Source organism: Chitinophaga sp. CF418 (assembly GCF_900142925.1).
Classification (GTDB): domain Bacteria; phylum Bacteroidota; class Bacteroidia; order Chitinophagales; family Chitinophagaceae; genus Chitinophaga.
In genome coordinates this window covers 610,353-633,327 of record NZ_FRCN01000002.1, presented here as the reverse complement: position 1 = coordinate 633,327, position 22,975 = coordinate 610,353, and the positions used below count along the sequence as shown (strand labels likewise).

Genomic DNA, 22,975 nt, shown 5'->3' with positions numbered 1-22,975 from the left:
GTGTCATAAAGTAACAACATATAACTATTTTTGATGCATGTACCGCTTCCTGACTTCCCTTTATGCCATTTTTAGCCTATCCTGCCTGACTTCCCCTCAGGCTGATGCCCAGACTCCCGTTGGCCAATGGAGTGACTATCTTCCATGGCGTCCTGCTGTTGCAGTTACTGTGAAAGCTGATAAAATATACTGCGCTACCTCTCAGGGACTATTCTCCGTTACCACCGGTGCAGATGAAGAGATCAGCAGGTATAGCAAGATCAATGGCCTTCACGATATCGGGATCAGCGCTATAGCTGCCGGCGATGATGAAATACTGATCGCATACCGTAATAGCAACATTGATCTGCTGAGCGGCAATAACAGCTTCAATATTCCCGACCTGATGCGAAAACAGGTAGCTGCAGACAAATCTATTTTCCACATCTTCTACTATAATAATAACGCCTATCTCTGTACAGGTCTCGGAATAGTGGTTGTAAACACTTCCATTCCTGAGATAGCAGCTACCTATGTGGTAGGCAGCACCGGTGAATATACTCCTGTCTATTCCCTGGCATTCCTCAATGGCTCCCTGTACGCAGCCACTTCAGAAGGTATCAGAACAGCGGCGCTCAACAGCAATAATCCATCCGACTATAGAAACTGGTCCACTCTCAATCAGGGCCTGCAACAGGACACCATTCAGGAGATCATCTCTTTCAATAATCAGCTGATATGCCGCCAGGGTAATCAGTTATTCCGGTTCTCCAACAATACCTGGACATCATGGTATACAGATGGTTGGCATATTAATAATATAGACGTACATGGTAGTCAGCTGTTCCTTAGTGAACAGCAATCCGGAGGCGCCGCCCGCATCATCGTCCTCGATGCCGGCGCCAACCTCATAAAAACATTACAGCATCAGCTGATAGACGCGCCTTTACAGACAGCCAATACCGGCAATGAAACATGGATAGCGGATTCGCTTCAGGGATTGATCCGGTATAAAACTGATGACAACAGCTTTACAGCTATTCATCCTGATGCACCGGCCAGTATCATTACCGGCAACATGCTGTTTGTGAATAATACGCTCTGGGCTACTGCCGGTAGCGTTAGCAGCGACTGGAAAGCCAGCGGTAACAGTAACGGCTATTACACTTATTCGCAAGGCAGCTGGACTCAGTTCGATCACAACACCCAGCCTGCACTGGAGTCCGTTTCGGACCTCATCACCCTTTCTCCCGATCCCGGCAGTCAGGGTTGTTACCTGGGCTCCTTTGGAGGAGGGCTGATATATGCTGCTCCCAATGGCGGCTATACTATTTTCAAACAAGGTGTACTACCGCCCGTCGCCAATAATCCCAATGCCTATAACGTCAGCGGCCTGACCACAGACGCCACAGGCAACCTATGGCTGGCAGCCTATGGCGCCTCCGGCAATCTCCTGCTGAAAAAGCCTGACAACACCTGGGTATCCTTTCGCAGCCCCTATGTCATGACAGGGAATGCCATCAGCCAGTTACTGACGGACGACTATGGCCTGGTATATATGGTTTCCCCACAAAGCAATGGCCTGTTTGTACTGAATCACAACAATACTCTTGACAATAAAAACGACGATCAATGGCGGCAATATCGCCTGGGCAGCAATCAGGGCAACCTGCCTTCCAACGACGTCTACTGCCTGGCAAAAGATAAAAATGGCAGCATCTGGGTCGGCACAGCCAGGGGTATTGCTATTATCAACTGTCCGGGACAGGCCGCTGCTGAGGGATGTAATGCTATCCTGCCAATCATCCAGCAGGACAATTTTGCCGGCTACCTATTCCAGGATGAACAAGTAACCTCCATTGCCATAGACGGCGCCAACCGCAAATGGGTAGGCACCCTCAATGGCGCCTGGCTGGTAAGTGAGGAAGGAGATCAGATCCTGCAACAATTCAATACAAGCAACAGTCCGCTTCCTGACAATCATATTTACACCATCGCCATAGATCCTCAAACAGGAGAAATATACTTCGCTACAGGAAAAGGCCTGATGTCATGGCATGGCACAGCCACAGCGCCCGTCTCCAGCATGACACGGGATTCCGTATTGGTATTCCCTAACCCTGTTCCACACAATTACAGTGGCACTATCGCCATCCGGGGGCTGGTGCAGAATACAAGGGTGAAGATCACCGACATCAGCGGAAAAATGGTGTTCCAGACCAGGGCTTTCGGCGGACAAGCCATCTGGAATGGATTGGATTATACCGGGCACCGGCCACAGTCCGGCGTATACCTGGTATTTGCAGCCAGCGAAACAGGAGGGGAGCACATGGTCACAAAGATTGTATTTATCAATTAACGCCCGCTAATCGTACATTTGAATCCAGCAGCTGCTGTCAGGTATGTTACACAAAACTCGCGGGATAGTATTAAGAACGGTCAAATATGGCGATACCAGCGCCATTGTCAATATATTCACGGAACTCTTCGGGGTGCAGTCGTATATGGTGAACGGAGTTCGTTCTTCCAAACCCCAGGCGAAGGGCAATCTCTTGCAGCCCGGCAACATCCTGGAACTGGTAGTATATCATCATGAGCAAAAGAGTATCCAGCGTATTTCTGAGTTTAAACTGGGTTATATCTACACCTCCCTGCACTTCAATATCGTCAAGAATACGGTTGCACTCTACATGATAGAGCTCTTGCAGAAAAGCCTGCGGGAACCGGAACAACAACTGGAACTGTATTATTTTTCAGAACAGGCACTACAGGCACTCGATGTAGCACCACTATCCATTGCTGCGAATGTTCCCCTGTATTTCACCCTCAAACTTGCTGAGCACCTGGGTTTCCGGTTAAATGGCCGGTATTCGGAGTATGCACACTATCTTGACCTGCAGGAAGGTTCATTCACAGATCTGCCACCTCACCACAGCAATTACCTGGATGCTGCCAACAGCGAGATAACGGACCGTCTTTTTCAATGTACTAATTGGGAAAGTCTTGGAGAGATCAATATGAATAAGGATAAACGCAGAAAACTTTTGTATGCTTACCTGGACTTTTTCAGGCTGCACTTACCAGACTTCCAGGAACTGAATTCACCTCCCATCCTGCACGAAATACTGGAATAGACCAGCTATTTATCGTATAACAAGGTAGTTGCTTTACCATCAAATACAGCATAGCTGCAATAGTACAACCAGTCTCCCAGGTTGATATAGCGGCTGTCGGGCCCAACCTGCAAATCCAATGGCAGGTGACGATGTCCAAAAATAAAGTAGTCAAAATGGGATTGCTGTAAGATCTCTTTGCTGTAGATCGCCAGCCATTCATTCTCTTCTCCGAGGAATTTCTCCAGCTCCATACCTGTGGCAGCACGGCTTTTACGGCTGAAATAATTGGCCAGGCCAATGCCCCAGGAAGGGTGGATCAATGAGAATAATGCGCGGCATATGGGGTTGCGGAATACTTTCTTCAACATTTTATAACCATGGTCGCCCGGTCCCAGACCATCACCATGACCGATGTAAAAACGTTTGCCGCCTATATCGTAAGTTTTGGGTTCATAGTGAACGGGAATATCCAGCTCTTCTTTAAAATAGCCATCCATCCACATATCATGATTCCCGATGAAAACGGAGATGCCAATGCCCTTATCTCTCAGCTCAGCCAGTTTCCCTAACAGGCGGGTATATCCCTTAGGGATCACTTCTTTATATTCAAACCAGAAGTCAAAAATATCACCTACCAGGAAGATGTGTGCTGCATCCTGCGAAGCGGCATCCAGCCACCTCACAATATGCCTTTCCCTATCTCTGCTGGCAGTAGGATTGGGCACACCCAGGTGAAAGTCCGATGCGAAATAAACACGTTTGCCCTCCGGAAGAGGAATGGAATAGTCCACAGCGGACAGTCCATGCTCCATAGATGATTACATTTTTCCGGTCTGTAAAAAACGAAATACAGCCCGTAGATGATTAAGCGATTTGCACTGCGAAGTAATAAATAACTATTTAACAAAACAACTAAATGGGAAAACCCGGTCATACGAACAGGCCGGATATCATCGGAGGACCATTAGTATCAGCGGTTTCAGATAGGAATTGCGGGCGCCGCAACTCAGGGTTTCCTTATCCCCGACTCAAGGTAAGCAGCCTCAATATCTGTCAGATCAGCTTTGACTGGATCACTGTAGCCATTGTACAGGAAGATCTCCCAGGCATATTTGGGATGAATGAGATTGATATACAACACCTCACCATTCCCTCTTATGAATTGCAGCTGGGTGGCGCTGGTGCTGACAATCTTCACACCTTTACCCGCCAGGTAAGTACTATCTTCCAAAAGGGTCGTGTTGTTGGCAGTCTGCAAAGAAAGGAAGCTCTTTTCACCGAAAGCAGCCTTCAGAGATCGTAATTTATCTCCTGCCGGCCTGAAAATTACCGCAGTTGGTCCTTTTACGATCAGCGTATTAGTAGTATCAATGGTATTACGAGACTGCTCAGAGGCTTGTCCACAAGACGCCAGTAAAACAGCGGAAAACAGCAAGAGAAATAACCTGGTCATAGCGAGCCGGTATAACATAATCATTTAAAAGAACAGCGCATGATGAGGATCACGCGCTGCTTAAATATGCTTAACAATTAATAATTCATTCATCTACCAGGAACACATATACTTCGCGGGGTCCATGTATACCTACCACCAGTGTTTTTTCAATATCTGCGGTACGACTGGGACCGGAAGCAAAGTGTATCGACGATGGCAGCTCTCCCTGGTACTTGTCTTTTAGACGGGCTATTGCATCTTTCAGATCGAATACCAGCTGGTGCGTGTAAGCTATCACAATATGTACCGGTGTATATACCGGCAATGCTCTGCCGGATGGTTGCGCAGCGCTCAGCACCATGGTGCCTGTACGCGCTACCAGCAGCTCGCAATCTGTGATCGCAGCTGCTGCGGTATGCATATCTCCTTTGTTGATAAAGGGAAATTGCTGCAACTGGAAATCCTTCATTATGGAAGGCGTCTGACAATGTACGTCTTCCCATTCCCGGGAAGCAACCAAAGCGAGCAGATTGTCCAACAGCTCATTCCTGCTGGTGCAGAAAATGAACTTCCCCTGTAAACGGGCAAACTCCTCTGCAAACTTCATCTCCAGGCCATCATGCTCTTTCACAAAAACGGAACTGTTGCCCTCCGAATTGGGGAAGGGCAACTGCACCGATTGGCTCAATGCATTTCTCACTCTTTTGAGAATATTTTCCTTGGCAGGAGATATTTTCATATCAGCTTACGCATTAGCAGGAGTAGGAGAAGGATTGATGATATCAGCCGGGTGTACGCCATCTGTGGTCATACCTTCCTTATTGGCGATATGCTCACGGTGTACATCCCATGGACGTTTACCGATCAGTCTTTCCAGGTCTGCCTGGTACAATACTTCTTTTTTCAGCAGTTCCTGCGCCAGCGCTTTCACATTTTCCAGCTTATCGGTCAGCAGGTTCTTGGTACGGATATATGCTTTCTCGATCAACAGGCGAACTTCCTCATCGATCATTTTAGCTGTCTCTTCGGAATAAGGTTTGGTAAATGCCTGATCGCTGTTCGGATCGTAGAAGGACACATTACCAACTTTATCGTTCATACCATACACAGTTACCATTGCATAGGCCATACGGGTGATCACCTGCAGGTCATTCTGGGCACCGGTGGATACTTTACCAAAAACGATGTCTTCCACTGCACGGCCGCCAAGGGTCATACAGATATCATCCAGCAGCTGTTCGGTATTGTAGAGGTATTGTTCTTTCGGCAGATATTGCGCGTAACCTAATGCCGCTACACCACGGGGAACGATCGTCACTTTCACCAGCGGATTAGCATGCTCCAGGTACCAGCCACAGATAGCGTGACCAGCTTCATGGTATGCGATCACTTCTTTCTCTTCAGGGGAAATGATCTTGTTTTTCTTTTCCAGACCGCCAATTACCCTGTCAACCGCGTCATTGAAGTCTTCCATTTCTACTTCCGTTTTGCCTTTACGGGCAGCGATCAGGGCAGCTTCGTTACATACGTTAGCAATATCGGCGCCGGCAAAACCGGGTGTCATGGAAGCCAGTTTCTTGATATCCAGGTTTGGAGAAGTCTTGATCGGTTTCAGGTGCACGTCAAAGATAGACTCACGACCTACCAGGTCTGGTTTATCGATGGAGATCTGACGGTCGAAACGGCCGGGACGCAGCAACGCTGTATCCAGTACATCCGGACGGTTGGTGGCAGCCAGAATGATGATACCGCTATCGGTACCGAAACCATCCATTTCTACCAGCAACTGGTTCAGGGTGTTCTCACGCTCATCATTGCTCATCATTACGTTCTTACCCCTTGCACGGCCAATTGCGTCAATTTCGTCGATGAAGATGATACAAGGCGCTTTTTCACGGGCCTGCTTGAACAGGTCACGCACACGGCTTGCACCTACACCCACAAACAATTCAACGAAATCAGAACCGGACATTGAGAAGAATGGTACCTGGGCTTCACCTGCCATTGCTTTCGCCAGCAAGGTCTTACCGGTACCCGGAGGGCCTACCAGCAGGGCGCCCTTAGGGATCTTACCACCCAGCGCGGTATATTTCTTTGGATTTTTCAGGAAATCAACGATTTCCATCACTTCCACTTTCGCCTCATCCAGACCAGCCACATCACTGAAAGTGATATTTACACGGGTACCTTTATCGAAAAGGGTGGCTTTGGATTTACCAATGTTGAAGATGCCACCTGGGCCGCCACTGCCACCGGCAGGACCACCCATTTTACGCATCAGCAGTACCCACAGTCCAATCAGCAACACTAATGGTAACAGTAACTGGATAAATGGTTCGAACCATCCCTGTCTGTCCTCATAGATCACTTTCACCTGGTCTTCGAGTGGTGTGTTTGCCTGGGCCTTGTCCATATCAGCCTTGAAGCTTTCTTCGCTACCTATGCTGAAGCGGAAGTGAGGACCCTGATTAGCAGCGCCGAAACGGCCTTTGGATACTTTATCGAATTTAGACTCATTCAGTCTTTCCTTCTTTATGTAAACCTCTACCGATTTTTTATTCACCACCACCAGCTTATCCACATCACCTGGTTTCAGGTAATTCACCAGGAATTCCTGGAAACTTAGCTCTTTGGGCTGGGCACCGAAGTTAAAAAAGTTCATTGCCAGCAAGGCTACCCCGATAAAGGCATAAACCCAGTATATATTGAACTTTGGTCCTTTCTTTGGCGATTTGTCTCCCTTGTTGAAGTTGTTGCCTCTTTCCATAATCTTACGATCCTTTTTTAAGGATGTCGGTAATAGTTAAAAGTTATTAGTTTGTATCATTATGCTCCATTCGTTCTGCATCACTCCACATGTCCTCCAGACTATAGAACTGTCTGGTTTCAGGTTGGAATACATGCACCACAACATTCACATAATCTACCAGTATCCATTGTTGTGCGGTAAAACCCTCGTGCTTGTAAGGCTGCTCGCCGATGTGCTGCGACACCTGGTCTTCCACGAAGTCGGCTATAGCCCTCACCTGTGTATTGGAGTTAGCCTCACATATTACAAAGAAATCAGCCACAGCTTCAGGAATCTGGCGCAGATCCAGGGAAACAATATTCTCTCCCTTTTTCTCCTGGATGGCCTTGATGATGGTGGAAAAAATCTCGCTTTCTCTACTCAAGCGTGTTAACGCTTTCTTTCTCGTACTCAGAACGGTTAAGGGTGCCAATAAAATCTCTTTTGGTTAAAAATAATCTTTAATTGTCAAAATTACTAAAGAAGGAGCAAATAAACGCCGGAAGGTGATATTGTTACAATATGTAATAATCCATGATATGCGGGACTTTAACGCCTATAAATCATACACTTGTCTAATACCTTGCTCTCCTGCTGGCGCCTGCCCGAATGTTAAGAAAAAGATAAAATGATTTACTTTGCTGCGTCAAAGTAAATCAGAAAAGAATTTTCCCGTGATCGGACAGCCATTATACATTTTAGACACAGTAGACAGCACCAATAACTATGCCATGGAGCAGGTAAATACAGGGCAGGTGACACCCGGTACGGCCTGGTTTGCCATGGAGCAAACAGCAGGAAAAGGACAACGCGGCAAGCAGTGGTTATCCCCGCCAGGAGAAAACATCATACTGACTATCGCCCTGCAACCCGGTATGCTGCCACTTTCCAGACAATTCATGCTAAGTGCAGCAGTAGCTCTCGGTGTCTACGACTGGTTCAGCAAATACGCCGGTGATGAAACCGCTATCAAATGGAGCAATGATATTTACTGGCGTGACAGAAAGGCAGGAGGCATCCTGATCGAAAATGTATTGCGTGGCAATACATGGCAATATGCCATTACAGGCATGGGTATAAACATCAATCAGACAGTCTTCCCCGGACACCTTCCCAACCCTGTATCCCTTAAACAGATCACCGGTAAAACCTGGGACGCCATTGAGCTGACCCGCGACCTCTGTGCCTGCCTCAATGAGAGATTGAAACTACTCCATCCTGCTCATTATGACAGCCTGCTGGAAGCGTATAAAAGTAAACTCTTCCGCTTTGGACAATCTGGCACCTACCGCATGAACGGGGAGTATTTTGAAGGCATCATCCGCGATGTGCTCTCTGACGGTAAATTATGCCTCGAAAAAGACGGAGAAGTACTACAGCTGGGATTTGGCGAGGTGGAGTTCATTATCGTAAAATGACCTATTTCCAGGCTCTGAAGGAGGCTTGCTCTTCCAGCTGCCACTGCTTTAACTTTCCCGGAAAAAGGGGAGAAATTCCCTGCACAAAATAAACCCCGGTACCATATTCCCGTGCCAGCGGATGACTGATCTGTCCGGTTTTGGTATAGGCGGACGCATATTTCCGAACATGTTCTCCCAGGCCATCTCCTACTATGATCAGATAATGCAGGGTATCGTTAGGTGGAAACCAGAACACATAATCGGCATTGAAGGTAATGGCAGGGCTGACTTCTCTGCCGGCATAGTAATTTATAGCCCCCGCCTGACCATAATTGTCACAAAGGATCAGTGTGTTTCTTCGCTCATTCATCGGCACTTTTTCATAGGCCTGTACTACCAAGCCAGCCAGTTCCCGCCAGCCAAGCATATCGGCAAAATCCTGCGGCATGGAATGGACTTTTCCATCCTCCCATTTTGCAAAAATTTCCCGCCTCCGCTCGTTCATAGACCGTTCCAGGTTATGAGGTTCCATTACCGGGAAAATCATCCTGAAAAGTAGCAGCGTTGGTGCCATGATCAATGGTAGGCATAGCCACCGGAGCCAGGCATTCAATGACCTTCGTTTGGAAAAGATATGCTCCCAATAAACACTTCCAAAAGCGATCAGCACTGGATAAAGCCCCAATGCATAATAAGGCTTGGCCCTTAGGTAGACAAACAACGCCATCACGAACAGGAATGCCCATCCTATAAAACGGTAAGGCTTAAAGGACTCATACCTCGCAAACCCAGCCAAAGCTGCTCCCCATACCAGCGTTCCAAAAAGGAAGAATAACAGCTGCTCTATCATAAAACCCGAACGTGCCACATTCACCAGCTGGGTGCTTGCCAGCTCTTTCATGTGGTGAATAACAGGCATGCCATTCCTGATTTGCCAGATCACATTGGGCGTCGCCAGCAGTAATGCTATCAACAAACCGCCATACAGGTATTTATTCAGGAAAATTTTCCGCTGGGAAGAGATCAGCAAGGCAGGCAACAAACCCACAGCCAGGAAGAGAATATTGTATTTGTTCAGGAAGGCAAGCCCTATTACAGCTCCAAGCCACAACAGCAGGTATGATGCTTCATTTTTTATATAAAGTATCAGCAAGTAAAACACCAGTGTCCAGCTAAACACATCAAAACTGTTAGGCTGATATAGCATGTTAATTCTTGACATGGCAGAACAGATAAATACAACGGCTGCAAATATCTGCGCATACCATCCTCCCTTCAGCAATTCAATCAGCTTCCATATCACCAACATTGTCAAAGCACCAAATAAGGCCGGAAAGAATCTCACCCAGAATACCCCACCTCCCAGCCACTTAATAAGCAGGGAGAGGAAAGCCGTAAAAGGTGGAACTGACAGGTAGCCTGCCGCCAGGTGATTGGCCTGATCAAGATGCAGGAATTCATCCCTATGAAGGTCATATGCGGGGTGAACGATCAGAAAATGGAATACCAGCTTGAATAACAGGAATAGTATCAGTAACAGATAAGAACGTCTGGGCATCAGGAGGCTGAGATATCAGATTAAAAAAAGAAGGATTACATGTTATCATCGCTACAGCTCATAGGTAAGGGTATGATAACATGTAATCCGTTATAATATAATCTTGTACTGCACACAGATAGTTGGTTAAATAGGCAGTTCATCAAAAAGACCAGTTGATGAGAACAAGATTTTGGTTGATAAAGGTTAAGTCCAAGTTGTGAAATATTTGTTAATTTATCAAATCAAAAATTGCAACTTTGCTACAAAGAGCCTACCCTTAACCCTTGCTTCAACCATCTAACCCGCCATATTTCCGCACATCATGCCATCTTCCACATGCGGTTACATTAGCATATCGTTAGCATTCCTCTTTTTGTAATTTTACTACATGTCCTCCGTAAACAGTAAAAATAACAGATCTGTTCATCGTAAAGAGCTCAAAATCAGCGATGATCTTTCACAGGTAAGTGTTGGGCAGGAGAACCTGCCAAAGGTACCGGCAAAGAGTACTTTTTCCATTCATTCCCGTTCTACCAATCCTTGCAGGGAATATATCTCTGCCAGCAGAAGGGATTACTATAAAATTTCCCTTATCACGAAAGGCGGGGGTATACTGACCCTGGGAGAACGTACCTATGTTATCAAGGCGCCTGCCATGGTGTTTGTCAATCCGCTGGAGGTAAAGACCTGGCAGCCGGAAGGAGAACAGGATGGCTATTATTGCATGTTTACTGAACACCTCTTTGAAACAGAGCGCCGCTACCGCGATGAACTGTTACATCATCCGCTGTTCCAGACCGGCACTAACCCTGTGCTCAGTTTGACTGAACAGCAGGGAGAATATATGCTGCAACTTTTTGAGCGACTACGTAAAGAGAATATGGAAGGTGATGCTTACCGCCTGGAAGCCATCACCATCTATCTCCAGCTATTATTGCTGGAGTCTAAAAGAATCGGCGTGAATGAATTTGTGCCTCAGCGCACACTCACTACAGCACAGTTACTCGCAGAACGTTTCACAGATACCCTGGAAAAGCAGTTCCCAATCACTTCAGAACAGGAGCAACTACAGCTGAAAACAGCTGGCGATTTTGCACTGACCCTGAACGTGCACCCTAATCATCTGAATGCAACTGTAAAAAGAGTCACAGGCCGTACCACCAGCGAGCATATCCGCCAGCGGATACTACTGGAAGCAAGATTACTGCTGCTGCATACCGAGTGGCCTATTGCCATTATCGCGCATTGCCTGGGGTTTGAGGAACCCGCCAGTTTTTCTCACTTCTTTAAAAGCCAGACAGGGCATACGCCGCATACATTCAGAACTCTATAAAACGGGGAATCAGGCGCTATCTCCAACCCGATATGTAGTTAACAACATTGGTCTATACAAAAACAGCTCCTGACGGAGCTGCTTTGATTAAATATTGTGTCAGGAATCCTTATCCTTCTTTATTTCGCTTTATAACCCCAATCCTGCAGCCATTTCACGACTTTCTCCTTGTAATCACCCTGTATCAGGATCTGGCCGTCTTTTGCACTACCGCCGGTACCACACTTCGTTTTCAGTTCCTTTCCCAGTTTTTCCAGGTCTTCAGTCTTACCGATGAAACCATCTACCAGGGTTACCACCTTACCTGCGCGTTGCTTGGTGTCCAGTTTTACGCGCAGCTGCTGTTGAGCAGGAGGCAGGGTATCTGTTTCTTCCGGTTCATTGCTTTCCGGCCTGAAACCGGGATCGGTGGAGTAGATGATACCGCCAGTGTTAGTTTTCTTCTTTGACATAGCAATAATTTTAGGTTCGGTTAACGATAACCTGCAATGCGGCAGGATGGATCCGGAAAGCTACTTTGCCCTCTTCCTTAAGTGGCACCGCATCTCCATCCACCTGCAGATGCTGCAGTTCTTTGCTTTTTACAACAATTGTTTCCCCTGTATAGTGTTGCATATAACGGGTCTTGTCAATATTGCCCAGCAATGAATATAGTCCGATTGGAATGAGTCCGAGGAATTTGATCGGTGGTACTACACAAAGGTCCAGTTTACCGTCAAATACATTTGCCGTAGGAGCCAGTTTAAATTCGTAGCCGAACTGGTTCCCGTTAGCGACTGTTAGCAGAAAAGCCCTTTCCTGCAGACTTTTGCCGTCAACATTTATTTCGTAGGAGGGCCCTTTATAACTATTGAAACTCTTTATAACCAGTTTTGCATAGCCCCAGAGACCACGTTTGGTCTTATGGCGGAACTGATCTGCTACGAGTGCATCGAAGCCCACGCCTGCATTACTCAGGAACAGGTATTCATTGGCATATCCCACATCTATTGCCTGGCGCCTGCCATCGGCAATCACTTCCAATGCACGGGATACCTTCAATGGTATCTTCAGCGCTCTTGCCAGACCATTACCACTTCCCAGCGGAATGATCGCCAGGGCGGTATTGCTTCCTACCAGGCCCTGGGCAATTTCATTAATAGAGCCATCGCCGCCAACAGCCACTACTGTGTCCGTTCCATTTGCTACTGCGGCTTTTGCCAGGTCAGTGCCATGCCCCAGGTATTCCAGATGTGTTATTTCCACAGAAAAAGCTTTCGGAGTTAAATATCTCCGGATAATACCCTCCAGGCGTTTCTCTCTATCTGTACCTGCCTTCCGGTTTATGATGAATAGAATCTTTCTCAACGTTAGGGATATTTGATATTAGATTGCTTTTAAACTTAGATCAAGACTTACTGCATGATGAATCACAGCTCCTACAGAGACATAGTCAACTCCGGTTCTGGCATATTCCTCCAATGTGCTCAGATTGATACCACCGGACGCTTCTGTTTCATACCTGCCATCTATCAGTGTTAATGCCTCTGTGATCTGTGCCGGAGAGAAATTATCCAGCATGATCCGATGCACCTGCCCGACAGCCAGTACCTCTTTCACATCTTCCAGGTTACGGGTTTCTACTTCTATCTGTAAAGGCAATTGTTGACGATGCAGGTAAGCCACTGTTTTGGTGACAGCTTCCGTAATACCTCCAGCGAAATCAATATGATTATCTTTCAACATCACCATGTCATAAAGTCCCATACGATGATTTACACCTCCTCCGATGCGCACCGCTTCTTTTTCCAGCAAGCGGAAGTTAGGCGTGGTTTTGCGTGTATCGAGCAGGCGGGTGTGATATCCTTCCAGTATATCCACGTACTGACGCGTCAGCGTGGCGATACCGCTCATTCTCTGCATACAGTTCAAAACAAGGCGTTCTCCCATCAGTAGGGTGTGCACAGAAGCTTCTACTTCAAATGCCACTTCTCCCGCCTTCATACTATCTCCATCCTTTTTGAACGGCTTAAAAACGGATGATGCATCCAGCCGGTGGAAAATAGCTGCTGCTACTTCCATTCCCGCCAGAATCCCGTCTTCTTTGATCTTTAGTCTGGCGCCGCCTCTTGCATCTGCGGGAATGCATGCTAAGGTGGAATGATCGCCATTTCCTATGTCTTCGGCCAATGCGCTGCGAATAAGATCTGTAAATGCTGGTTCCTGTAACATACTATCGATTTGAGAGAACGAAAGTAAGTGAATTTCAGAAAGCACGCCGGAACAGACTTTCTGTAATATAAAAAAGTCCGGGCCAGGCCGGACTTTCGATTATCAATCTTAACAATTCTTTATTTATTTGTTCTCGAAGCGTAATTCATTCAGCACCATCGAGCCACCCTTCTTCTGCAGGAAGAAAGATGTACGGTAAGCACCTCCGGTGGTGCCCACGTTCGCGATACCCACTCGTGAACCACCTGCGCTTTCCACCTGGTGGATCAGTTCAAATGATTTCACCTGATTTTTTGAGAAGAAATCTTTCAGGATAATTTCTGCCTGTGCTTTGCTGTAAGAATTGGATTTACCTGCCATGCTGATTTCTACAGTATTATCAAGGTAACGGGATAGTGCGCTCGCATCGCCTTGTTTAATTGCACTCACTACATCTTCGAAAGGGCCTGCTGCAGTAGATTTTAAGGTAGCGGCTGACAGTGTAAGTGCAGTGATAATGACGCCAAACAACACAACTCCAAGCACATACATTAACTTTTTCATCGTCAGTATTTTATTAAGTAGTAAAGTTTTCATCATTATAGTGAAATGGGCTAAAACTATGCCAATTTGCAGGAGAGCTTTTAAAATACAATTATCGTTGTATTGTACAGTGATTAATTAATGCGAATATATTAATATATATTTTTAGAATAAAACCTAACTGTAATAAAGTTCTTTCACTGCTATATGATTTTTGGTGCCATTTCAATAAGTTTGATACCGATTCACGGATGCTTCATAACTTTGGCCTCCTTTACAGCATTTACAGAACAAGAAAATTACAACCGGAAATATGGAAAAGAAAAGAGCCATTCTCGTTATCATGGATGGATGGGGGCAAGGACAGGTTCCTGCCGCTGACGCTATAGCACATGCTAAGACTCCTTTTGTAAGCAGTCTGTATTCAAAATACCCACACAGCACTCTCGTTACCTGTGGCGAAGAGGTAGGCTTGCCGGAAGGCCAGATGGGTAACTCCGAAGTAGGCCACCTGAACCTCGGCGCAGGACGTATTGTATACCAGGAACTGCAACGTATCAATGTAGCCGTCCGCACTGGCGAACTGGCTGGCAACAGCGTATTGCAGGAGACGTTCAATTATGCGAAAGACAATGACAAGGCCCTGCATCTTATCGGGCTTGTCAGCGATGGTGGTGTACACTCACACATCAATCATCTGAAAGCACTGACACAGATAGCAAAAGATAAAGGACTGACCAAAGTATTCATTCACGTCTTCACTGATGGCCGTGATACCGATCCTAAAGGCGGTCTGGGTTACATGGAAGACCTGGTAGCCCACCTGAAACAAACTACCGGCCAGGTGGCCAGCATTACCGGCCGCTATTACGCCATGGACCGCGATAAACGCTGGGAACGCGTGAAGCTGGCCTACGATGCACTTGTACACGGTACCGGCACACCCACCCAGGATGCAATTACCGCTATCAAAGCTTCCTACGCTGAAGGCGTTACCGATGAATTCATCAAGCCTATCGTAGTAACCGATGCCCAGCAGAAACCAATTACCACTGTTCAGCCGGGCGATGCAGTACTTTGCTTCAACTTCCGTACTGACCGTTGCCGTGAGATCACGCAGGTACTTACCCAGCAGGCTTTCCCTGACTTCGGTATGGCACCGCTTGCACTGCACTATACTACCATGACCGAATATGACAAGACCTACAAAGGCGTTCATGTTATATTCGAAAATGATAACCTGGAGAACACAATCGGCGAAGTACTGGAAGCGAATAACCGTACCCAGATCCGTATCGCTGAAACAGAGAAATATCCGCACGTATCCTTCTTCTTCTCCGGCGGACGTGAGAAAGAATTTAACGGAGAACGCCGTCTTATCGTAGCCTCCCCAAAAGTAGCTACCTACGACCTGCAACCTGAAATGAGCGCTTACGAGGTGACCAGCACCATCGTTACGGAAATAGAAGGCAAATCTGCCGACTTTATCTGCCTCAACTTTGCGAATGCAGACATGGTGGGCCACACGGGTATCTGGGAAGCCGCCATTAAAGCGGTAGAAACAGTGGATACCTGCGTAAACAAAGTGGTAACTGCTGCCCTGGCAAATGATTACACTGTGTTCCTTACTGCTGACCACGGTAATGCCGACTTTATGATCAACAATGACGGCACTCCAAATACTGCACATACTACCAACCTGGTGCCTTACTTTATTATCGGCAATGACTTTAAAGGAGCACTAAAACCGGGTAAACTGGGAGATGTGGCGCCTACCATCCTTACGCTGATGGGCCTTCCTATTCCGAAGGAAATGACCGGTAACATACTGATCTAAAGTATCATACAACCGCTTTTGAAAGCTGTCCGCCTGTGGTGGACAGCTTTCTTATTTTATATTATTTCTGTCCTGTAACTATTCACGGAGATAATACGTTTTACGTTTTTTAGTGCTCTCGACAGATTTGCTCATGCATCAGATGCGCCGTTTTCACGGCGCATTAACTTTTTTATAGTATTTGCCTTCCCCACATCATATACTCGTAGCTTTAAACGTTCTTCACTAAATTTGCAGGATGGATCATCGTTTTTCATGGACATTGGTGGCTGTTGTTGCTTTAACTGTTTCCTGCCGTACCGGAGACAGGGCCAGTCAGAGTAAAGAGCATACGTACAGGGATCTCAAAGGTTATTTTCAGGAAGAACTGAATAGCATCAATACACATAAACCAGCCTTAGAGAAAACCATCGTCATGAACGGCCAGCGCGACAGTCTGACCATTACCGCCCCTGATTCAGCACAGTTACAACACCTGCTGGCGCCTTTCCTGGAAGTGGACCTGAATAAACCGTCCCTGCAGGGTGCATACGATACCATTCTGCTGGCAGATCAGTTCACCGGTACACATTCCCTCATGTACAAGGCCAGGAATATGGCCACCGTACCTCAGGAAGTGATCATGGATATTGACAACCAGCAACATATTACGAATGTGCAGATGAATAAGCACGTCCAGAACCTGGTATACGAATACCAGCAAAACCTGGTGTACCAGCATAACAAACATATCCGTATTGTGACCTGGCAGAAGATCGCATTTCTGCCCGCCAGGGAACTGGATGTGAAAGTTCTGCTCAGACACCCCTAACAGATCTTCATTAGAACATGACAGCAGCGGAGTTTCAACAGATATCACATACCATACCCCTTCAACCTGGCATTTATAAGTATTACAGCGAAGCCGGTGAATTACTTTACGTAGGAAAAGCCAAAAGCCTGCGCAAAAGGGTTAGCTCATATTTTGTAAAGTATCATGATAACTATAAAACACGCCGGCTGGTAGAAACAATCCATCACATTGAATTCACCATCGTCGGCTCTGAACAGGATGCATTCCTGCTGGAAAATTCACTGATCAAACAGTTCCAGCCCAAGTTCAATATTAACCTGAAGGATGATAAAACCTATCCTTACATCGTTATAAAACATGAATCATATCCCCGTGTGTTCCTGACCCGTAATGTTATCAAAGACGGTTCAGAATACCTGGGGCCTTTCACCTCTGTAGGCCGCGTGCGCGAACTACTGGAAGTGATCCGTTACAACATTCCCCTGCGTACCTGCAACCTGAATCTCTCGCCGCAAAATATCAACAAAGGGAAATACAAGGTATGCCTTGAGTATCATCTTGGCAACTGTAAAGGGCCCTGCGAAGGATTACAGACAGAAGAAGACTATCGGGAGGGACTGCAGCAGGTAAAGAATATCCTTAAGGGAAATCTGAGCCCTGTTTTACAGCTGTTCCGTACCCAGATGCAGGAGCATGCAATGAACATGGAATTTGAGAAAGCAGAGATTGTACGGAAGAAAATAGAAAGCCTGCAGGCATACCAGGCCAAATCAACGATCGTAAATACCCGGATAGGCAATGTGGATGTATTCTCTATCATCAGTGAAGGCAACTACGCTTATGTGAATTACCTCCGTGTACTGAACGGGACTATTGCAGATACTAAAACAGTAACCCTGGAAAAGAAACTGGAAGAAGACGATACAGAGGTGCTTACCTATGCTGTCAGCTACCTGCGCGACGCTTTCCAGAGCCTGAGCCGGGAGATCATCGTACCTATCGAAATAGAATATCCGGAAGAACATATCACCGTGTCAGTGCCGAAAGGAGGGGATAAGAAGAAACTGCTGGAGCTCTCTGAAAAGAACGTAGACTATTTCAGGGAAGAACTCTACCGCAAAAAGATCCTGCACCTGGAAGGTAAAAGTGATATGGAAAGAAAGAAGGTGCTGTATCAGTTGCAGGCCGACCTCGAGCTACAGGAACTTCCTTTGCATATTGAATGTTTCGATAACTCCAACTTCCAGGGAAGCTACCCGGTATCTGCCTGCGTGGTGTTCAAAGACGGAGTAGCCTCTAAGAAAGACTATCGCCATTTCAATATCAAGACGGTACAGGGCATCAACGACTTCGCTTCCATGAAGGAGGTGGTATACCGCCGTTACAGCCGTTTACTGGCAGAACAGCAGCCTTTACCCCAGCTGGTTATCATAGATGGTGGTAAGGGCCAGCTTGGATCGGCTATGGAAAGTATACGCGAGCTGGACCTCATTGGAAGCATGACGGTAGTAGGCCTGGCTAAGAATGAAGAAGAGATCTTTTTCCCTGGTGACAAGGACAGTATCAAGCTGCCCTACGATAGTGAAAGTCTGAAACTCATCCGCCGGGTGCGTGACGAGGTACACCGTTTTGGTATCACCTTCCACCGCCAGAAGCGTAGTAAAGGCACTTTTAAGAACGAACTGGAAGGCATCAAAGGCATAGGGGAGAATACAGCCACCCAGCTCCTGAAAACCTTCCGTTCCGTTGCTAAAATAAAACTCCTTACGGAGGACGATCTGGTAAAAGAAATAGGCACCGCCAAAGCAAGGCTGGTTTATGCCCATTTCCATCCGGCTACCGGACAAACAGACACTCCGCCGGCATCATAACAACATAATTTCCTGTCTGTATTATCAGCAGCCTATTGTGCCTTCGCCCTGAGCGCCTGGGCTACATGGCGGCGTTCGTGCGCTATAACAAAGCGGAAGGTATCTCCCAGTGAAAACTTCAGCCAGTTACCCAGGGTAGTAGGGATCTTCAGCTTTTGCAGGTTAACATATTGTGCCTGGTCGAGCAGCGCCTTTGTCTTCTGCTGCCATTCCATGAACTCAGACACCACTTTACCCGCATCCAGGTCAGACATGGGACGATAGGCCTTCGGAGCCTGCATCTTCATACCCGGCTGACCATCTGTTTTAGGCTCCATCATTTTTGTGAAATAGTTCCCCAGCCAGCCGCTTTTAAAAGTATTAGCAGGTGAAGGAGGAAGACTGCCCGTTAAGGCGGACTGCATCGCCCTTTCCATGGCAGGCACATAAAAACGGGAATAGGCATTCAAATGATCCAGGCATTGGGCCACACTCCATTTTTCCGGAGCCGGCTGCCGCAGGAGAACTTCTTTGGGAGCAGATGCAAATTGTTCGTTGGCAGTTTTCAGCAGATCATCAATCTGCAGGTGAAGTTCTTTCAGTAGAACAGGGGTCTCAAATTTCGCGGACATATACAGGTGATTGATTGCCCACAAAAGTAACAGCGAAAAGGGAAAAACAAAAAGGGAGCCTGTTAAACAGACTCCCTTTCAGTTTCTTTATACAGCGAGCAGATTAATACTGCCACATATCCTGTTCTTTGTTAAAGATTTTATCCTTAACCGCCTGACCTTCCAGGAGGCGCATGGTACCATCTTTAATGTAATCCTTGATCTCGCGGTTGTAAGTGTTGTTTTCCTTGATCACAAAGCTGGAGAAGAAACGCATTTCGAAAAGGTCTTCCCAACTCATGGTAGCCGCATCGTTATTCTGGTTGTATACATCGTATCTGGCCAATACAGGACGCAGATCAGGATAATATACCCAGAACAGTGGGATAGCTGCACGGAAGGAACCATCTTCATTCATACGTGATACCATTGGTGCGATACCGAGGATACGTACTTTCAGTGCAGATGCTTCTTTATCGAACACCCAGATTTCCTTGATCTTGTACTGAACTACAGTACGTGGGTCAAACTCATCACGGGTAGTTACCATTTTCTCTTCACCGGTTACAGGGTCGATACTACGTACTGTTTTTTCTTCGCCGCTCAGTTTAGTCTGAATGTCAGCATAAGGCAATACGGTAGTGAACCTGTCGTCGATAGCGCTGAACGCTTCAACTTCCTTGTTCTTAATCGCGTTTAGCAGGATGTTAATGAACAGCTGGTTTGTACCTGATTCATCCTCAACATTGTACTGGAAAGGAAGGTTCATCTTTTCACGGGTGTCGATCACCTGCCATACCTTCTTTTCCCAGAATTCGTCATCTGAGCGGATATGGTCGTAAGCGATAGGCACACGGTCCTTGATGAAGTTCTTTTCAGAGATGCCATCCGTACGCAGGGATTTGCGTGGGGTATCTACTGGAATACCAATGCCATCCGGGCGAAGGGAAGCCCCATCTGCTCCGGTAGGAGCTGGCGGTGGTGTAGTAACGCTGTTACCGGTAGCGGGATTTACAACTGAAGCATCCTGAGTTGGTGTAGTTGCATTATCTACAGCCGGGGTACGACGTGTTGTTCCTCCGCCGCGACGGCGTTGTGCGTTGGCCTCTGATGCCAGTACTAATACCAGCAGGAGGGAACACCAACCAATTCTGTTAAGGATGACTGCTCGCATAGAAAATAATATTAGTTAATCTTGAAATTGACGTTAGGCATATCTCTTACCCTTCCATCCGGACCTTTAACGCGGATGTTATCGAAGTATACGATATCACCTGCTCTCATGGAACGGATCACCGGCATTACGCTGCTTGGGAAGTAAGCGGAGTTTGCATCAGCTTCTGCATAGTCCTTACCTTTTGCGTCGATACCGATACGATAGCTAACAACTTCGTATCTAACACCTTCGAAAAGGAAGTCTTCCAGGTCAGCACGTAAACCACCCTGTACTTTGAACTCGGAAGCCTTCATGAAAGGACCTCTGCTCATACCCACTTTCAGCACCGGGTCAGGAATGTATTTGATACGGAATTCTTTAGAACCCAGTGTTTTCACCTTACCATCGATATCACCGTTTACAGTGATCATCGCAGTACCTGGTTTGGTTACCACTACAGAGTACTTACCAGCACCGGTCTTCGTCATGCTACCGTTATTGATACCTGCAGATACTTTTTCAGCAGGAACACCACCGGCAGAGATGGAGATCGGGTTCTGCAGACCAATGTACAGTACGTTCATTTTGTCGGCAGAGATGGAAGTAGTAGAAGCACCTACACTATAAGTTTCGCTGAAAGGCATGTTAATTACCTGGCCACTTGGGTCGGTCATTTTAACACTACCAGAGATGGTTTTTTCACCGATACCGGAAACCACCATAGTGTATTGACCCAGACCTTCGCTCGCAGTTACTGCGGAACCGTTTACAACGATTTCAGGATTTACAGTGCTGCTGTAAGCACCTACTGCTACCTGTGCTGTTAACGTTTGTCCTTCCATCAGGTTCTTTGAGTTCAGGGAAACGAAAGGCTTGATCTTATCGAAGTGGAAATCTCTCTTACCGATCTGAGCATACAGGTCATCAATGATCAGGGCTTCTGAGTTCTTGATGTCGTTCTGGAATTTACTCAGGATGGTAACAGCTGCGATAGCTGGCACCATGTTGAAGTGGTAGGAAGTCCAGTCTTTTGCAGGACCATGTCCACCGCCATGTGCTTTACCAATTTCGACGTGCAGCGGCAGAGATTTGTCGAACTTGTCTTTATCTTTTGCCTCTACGTAAGTCAGTAATCTTGCACGTAAATCTTTCAGTTTCTGTTCCAGTAAAGGACCCTGTTTCTGATTCTCCATCACACGGGTAGGAGCGTCCAGGTTATCTTTACTTTTCAGTTCACCAAATTCATCACGTCCACCACTTTCTCTAACGATTCTCTCTTTCAGTGAATCCAGGAAAGTATACATCTCAGCGGAAGCAACTTTTACCTGTTCTGCTTTCTGTTTGAAGGGACCTGCTTTTGCAGCATCTTCCGACATTTTCTGCTCGAAAGCGAGATAGGTATCGTTGTTCTTGTCTGTGATCGATTTATTCGAAGTATTGATTGAATTGTTTACTATATTAAATGCGTTCAATATCTCAGCAGAGACGTTCAATGCCAGCATGGCCGTCAAGACCAGGTACATGATATTGATCATCTTTTGCCTGGGATCTTTAGGTAGTGCCATAGTTTGTTCTCAGGTTTGAATGATTGTCTGTTGTTAATTCAAATAAACTATAAGCGTTACCTTATCTCGCACTGTGCATAGCGCTGAGCATGTTACCGTAAACGGTGTTCAGGCTAGTCAGGTTATGAGCCAGTTTAGAGATCTGATCCTGTGTTTTGCGCGCATCGTCTACGCTGCTGGTCATTGCCTGGGATACATTCAGCAGATTGCTATAGAAGTTGTTCATAGCTTTCAGGTGATTGTTAGTATCCTGCAGTTCCAGTTCGTAGATAGCATTCAGGGAAGCCAGGTTTTTGGTCATACCCTGCATCTGCTCGTGGAAGCTTCTTGTAGATTCAGAAGCACTGTTGAAAGAAGATACAGCTGAAGCAGCAGTAGTGTAAGCATGAGCTACGTTACCGATTGCGCTCGCAGCTTCTCTTGTTTTTTGTGTGTAATCACCTGTAGCGGCAACTACGTCACTGATATCCCGCATCTTATCTACTGTGGAACCTAATTTCTGGAAGTTCTCGCTCAGACGCTGTAAACTAACCGGAGTGATGTCAGCTTCTTCAAGCATTTTATCCAGACCAGCCAGCGCAGGGCTACCACCGGATACAACTGCTACATGAGCAGCACCCTCGTGACCACCACTATCTGGTACGAATGCATAAACGAAGAAGATAAGCGCTTCAGTGCTCAAACCAACGATCAGGGCGATATCCGCGCCTGGCCAGTGTTGCAGTTTGAACAACGCTCCGATAATTACTACTGATGCTGCGACACAAACAAAGAAATTAAGCCATTTCGATGTAGTAGGATTCATAGCCATAGGTCAAAATTTACTGGTTAAAGTGTTA

The 22,975-nt window shown here is 46.6% G+C and carries 21 protein-coding genes; 7 read left to right on the top strand and 14 right to left on the bottom strand.

Features of this window, described 5'->3' with window-relative positions; translation table 11 throughout:
• Window positions 1-37 precede the first annotated feature (37 nt).
• On the top strand, window positions 38-2,338 hold the full coding sequence (locus F3I09_RS07180) for a two-component regulator propeller domain-containing protein (RefSeq protein WP_149694358.1): 2,301 nt from the start codon (window positions 38-40) through the stop codon (window positions 2,336-2,338).
• A 43-nt stretch (window positions 2,339-2,381) separates the two neighbouring features.
• On the top strand, window positions 2,382-3,113 hold the full coding sequence (gene recO, locus F3I09_RS07175) for a DNA repair protein RecO (protein ID WP_149694357.1): 732 nt from the start codon (window positions 2,382-2,384) through the stop codon (window positions 3,111-3,113).
• A 5-nt stretch (window positions 3,114-3,118) separates the two neighbouring features.
• Here recO and F3I09_RS07170 read toward each other — a convergent pair whose 3' ends face one another.
• The 5 genes from F3I09_RS07170 to rsfS form a co-directional block, all read right to left on the bottom strand.
• Window positions 3,119-3,907 carry a UDP-2,3-diacylglucosamine diphosphatase gene (locus tag F3I09_RS07170; RefSeq protein WP_149694356.1) on the bottom strand — a complete coding sequence of 263 codons (789 nt, stop codon included), beginning with the start codon at window positions 3,905-3,907 and terminating at the stop codon, window positions 3,119-3,121.
• Window positions 3,908-4,101: 194 nt separating this feature from the next.
• Entirely contained in the window at window positions 4,102-4,548 is a 447-nt protein-coding gene (locus tag F3I09_RS07165; RefSeq protein ID WP_149694355.1) for a hypothetical protein, read from the bottom strand.
• An 85-nt stretch (window positions 4,549-4,633) separates the two neighbouring features.
• Entirely contained in the window at window positions 4,634-5,269 is a 636-nt protein-coding gene (locus F3I09_RS07160) for a lactate utilization protein (protein WP_149694354.1), read from the bottom strand.
• A 6-nt stretch (window positions 5,270-5,275) separates the two neighbouring features.
• Window positions 5,276-7,297, bottom strand: a complete 2,022-nt coding sequence (gene ftsH, locus F3I09_RS07155; RefSeq protein ID WP_149694353.1) for an ATP-dependent zinc metalloprotease FtsH — start codon at window positions 7,295-7,297, stop codon at window positions 5,276-5,278.
• A gap of 46 nt (window positions 7,298-7,343) precedes the next feature.
• Window positions 7,344-7,703 (bottom strand): ribosome silencing factor, encoded by a 360-nt coding sequence (rsfS, locus tag F3I09_RS07150; RefSeq protein ID WP_223233159.1) that lies wholly within the window; start codon window positions 7,701-7,703, stop codon window positions 7,344-7,346.
• Between the two features lie 253 nt (window positions 7,704-7,956).
• Here rsfS and F3I09_RS07145 point away from each other — a divergent pair, with 253 nt between their 5' ends.
• A complete protein-coding gene (locus F3I09_RS07145) occupies window positions 7,957-8,736 on the top strand; it encodes a biotin--[acetyl-CoA-carboxylase] ligase (RefSeq protein WP_223233158.1) in 780 nt (259 codons plus the stop codon).
• A gap of 1 nt (window position 8,737) precedes the next feature.
• Here F3I09_RS07145 and F3I09_RS07140 read toward each other — a convergent pair whose 3' ends face one another.
• Entirely contained in the window at window positions 8,738-10,276 is a 1,539-nt protein-coding gene (locus tag F3I09_RS07140) for a glycosyltransferase family 39 protein (protein WP_149694352.1), read from the bottom strand.
• Window positions 10,277-10,646: 370 nt separating this feature from the next.
• Between F3I09_RS07140 and F3I09_RS07135 the strand changes: the two genes are divergently transcribed.
• The gene (locus F3I09_RS07135) at window positions 10,647-11,591 is read left to right on the top strand and encodes an AraC family transcriptional regulator (protein ID WP_149694351.1); all 945 of its coding nucleotides are present in this window, start codon (window positions 10,647-10,649) and stop codon (window positions 11,589-11,591) included.
• A 119-nt stretch (window positions 11,592-11,710) separates the two neighbouring features.
• Here F3I09_RS07135 and F3I09_RS07130 read toward each other — a convergent pair whose 3' ends face one another.
• From F3I09_RS07130 to F3I09_RS07115, 4 genes are all read right to left on the bottom strand, one after another.
• The gene (locus tag F3I09_RS07130; protein ID WP_149694350.1) at window positions 11,711-12,043 is read right to left on the bottom strand and encodes a translation initiation factor; all 333 of its coding nucleotides are present in this window, start codon (window positions 12,041-12,043) and stop codon (window positions 11,711-11,713) included.
• Window positions 12,044-12,053: 10 nt separating this feature from the next.
• Window positions 12,054-12,938, bottom strand: coding sequence for a diacylglycerol kinase family protein (locus F3I09_RS07125; protein ID WP_188133715.1), 885 nt, complete (start codon window positions 12,936-12,938; stop codon window positions 12,054-12,056).
• 18 nt (window positions 12,939-12,956) lie between these two features.
• Complete coding sequence (gene nadC, locus F3I09_RS07120) at window positions 12,957-13,802, bottom strand: carboxylating nicotinate-nucleotide diphosphorylase (protein WP_149694348.1); 846 nt, start codon at window positions 13,800-13,802, stop codon at window positions 12,957-12,959.
• Between the two features lie 123 nt (window positions 13,803-13,925).
• Window positions 13,926-14,345, bottom strand: a complete 420-nt coding sequence (locus F3I09_RS07115; RefSeq protein ID WP_188133714.1) for a DUF4783 domain-containing protein — start codon at window positions 14,343-14,345, stop codon at window positions 13,926-13,928.
• Between the two features lie 292 nt (window positions 14,346-14,637).
• Here F3I09_RS07115 and gpmI point away from each other — a divergent pair, with 292 nt between their 5' ends.
• The 3 genes from gpmI to uvrC all read left to right on the top strand — a co-directional run bounded on the left by gpmI (window position 14,638) and on the right by uvrC (window position 18,825).
• Window positions 14,638-16,161, top strand: coding sequence for a 2,3-bisphosphoglycerate-independent phosphoglycerate mutase (gene gpmI, locus F3I09_RS07110; RefSeq protein WP_149694346.1), 1,524 nt, complete (start codon window positions 14,638-14,640; stop codon window positions 16,159-16,161).
• Between the two features lie 238 nt (window positions 16,162-16,399).
• On the top strand, window positions 16,400-16,972 hold the full coding sequence (locus tag F3I09_RS07105) for a hypothetical protein (protein WP_149694345.1): 573 nt from the start codon (window positions 16,400-16,402) through the stop codon (window positions 16,970-16,972).
• Window positions 16,973-16,989: 17 nt separating this feature from the next.
• Window positions 16,990-18,825 carry an excinuclease ABC subunit UvrC gene (gene uvrC, locus F3I09_RS07100; RefSeq protein WP_149694344.1) on the top strand — a complete coding sequence of 612 codons (1,836 nt, stop codon included), beginning with the start codon at window positions 16,990-16,992 and terminating at the stop codon, window positions 18,823-18,825.
• A gap of 32 nt (window positions 18,826-18,857) precedes the next feature.
• On the opposite strand, the gene F3I09_RS07095 is transcribed toward uvrC, so the two are convergent.
• The 4 genes from F3I09_RS07095 to gldL form a co-directional block, all read right to left on the bottom strand.
• A complete protein-coding gene (locus F3I09_RS07095) occupies window positions 18,858-19,436 on the bottom strand; it encodes a DinB family protein (protein WP_149694343.1) in 579 nt (192 codons plus the stop codon).
• Between the two features lie 103 nt (window positions 19,437-19,539).
• On the bottom strand, window positions 19,540-20,589 hold the full coding sequence (gene gldN / locus F3I09_RS07090; RefSeq protein WP_149694342.1) for a gliding motility protein GldN: 1,050 nt from the start codon (window positions 20,587-20,589) through the stop codon (window positions 19,540-19,542).
• A gap of 11 nt (window positions 20,590-20,600) precedes the next feature.
• Window positions 20,601-22,136, bottom strand: a complete 1,536-nt coding sequence (gene gldM / locus F3I09_RS07085) for a gliding motility protein GldM (RefSeq protein ID WP_149694341.1) — start codon at window positions 22,134-22,136, stop codon at window positions 20,601-20,603.
• Window positions 22,137-22,197: 61 nt separating this feature from the next.
• Complete coding sequence (gldL, locus tag F3I09_RS07080) at window positions 22,198-22,947, bottom strand: gliding motility protein GldL (RefSeq protein WP_089829059.1); 750 nt, start codon at window positions 22,945-22,947, stop codon at window positions 22,198-22,200.
• Window positions 22,948-22,975: the final 28 nt, after the last annotated feature.

What these genes read in the sequence shown, in the direction of transcription:
- F3I09_RS07180 (WP_149694358.1), top strand. Translation starts at nt 38, where the DNA reads ATGTACCGCTTCCTGACTTCCCTTTATGCCATTTTTAGCCTATCCTGC.
- recO (WP_149694357.1), top strand. Translation starts at nt 2,382, where the DNA reads ATGTTACACAAAACTCGCGGGATAGTATTAAGAACGGTCAAATATGGC.
- F3I09_RS07170 (WP_149694356.1), bottom strand. Translation starts at nt 3,907, where the DNA reads ATGGAGCATGGACTGTCCGCTGTGGACTATTCCATTCCTCTTCCGGAG.
- F3I09_RS07165 (WP_149694355.1), bottom strand. Translation starts at nt 4,548, where the DNA reads ATGACCAGGTTATTTCTCTTGCTGTTTTCCGCTGTTTTACTGGCGTCT.
- F3I09_RS07160 (WP_149694354.1), bottom strand. Translation starts at nt 5,269, where the DNA reads ATGAAAATATCTCCTGCCAAGGAAAATATTCTCAAAAGAGTGAGAAAT.
- ftsH (WP_149694353.1), bottom strand. Translation starts at nt 7,297, where the DNA reads ATGGAAAGAGGCAACAACTTCAACAAGGGAGACAAATCGCCAAAGAAA.
- F3I09_RS07140 (WP_149694352.1), bottom strand. Translation starts at nt 10,276, where the DNA reads ATGCCCAGACGTTCTTATCTGTTACTGATACTATTCCTGTTATTCAAG.
- F3I09_RS07135 (WP_149694351.1), top strand. Translation starts at nt 10,647, where the DNA reads ATGTCCTCCGTAAACAGTAAAAATAACAGATCTGTTCATCGTAAAGAG.
- F3I09_RS07130 (WP_149694350.1), bottom strand. Translation starts at nt 12,043, where the DNA reads ATGTCAAAGAAGAAAACTAACACTGGCGGTATCATCTACTCCACCGAT.
- nadC (WP_149694348.1), bottom strand. Translation starts at nt 13,802, where the DNA reads ATGTTACAGGAACCAGCATTTACAGATCTTATTCGCAGCGCATTGGCC.
- F3I09_RS07115 (WP_188133714.1), bottom strand. Translation starts at nt 14,345, where the DNA reads ATGAAAAAGTTAATGTATGTGCTTGGAGTTGTGTTGTTTGGCGTCATT.
- gpmI (WP_149694346.1), top strand. Translation starts at nt 14,638, where the DNA reads ATGGAAAAGAAAAGAGCCATTCTCGTTATCATGGATGGATGGGGGCAA.
- F3I09_RS07105 (WP_149694345.1), top strand. Translation starts at nt 16,400, where the DNA reads ATGGATCATCGTTTTTCATGGACATTGGTGGCTGTTGTTGCTTTAACT.
- uvrC (WP_149694344.1), top strand. Translation starts at nt 16,990, where the DNA reads ATGACAGCAGCGGAGTTTCAACAGATATCACATACCATACCCCTTCAA.
- F3I09_RS07095 (WP_149694343.1), bottom strand. Translation starts at nt 19,436, where the DNA reads ATGTCCGCGAAATTTGAGACCCCTGTTCTACTGAAAGAACTTCACCTG.
- gldN (WP_149694342.1), bottom strand. Translation starts at nt 20,589, where the DNA reads ATGCGAGCAGTCATCCTTAACAGAATTGGTTGGTGTTCCCTCCTGCTG.
- gldM (WP_149694341.1), bottom strand. Translation starts at nt 22,136, where the DNA reads ATGGCACTACCTAAAGATCCCAGGCAAAAGATGATCAATATCATGTAC.
- gldL (WP_089829059.1), bottom strand. Translation starts at nt 22,947, where the DNA reads ATGGCTATGAATCCTACTACATCGAAATGGCTTAATTTCTTTGTTTGT.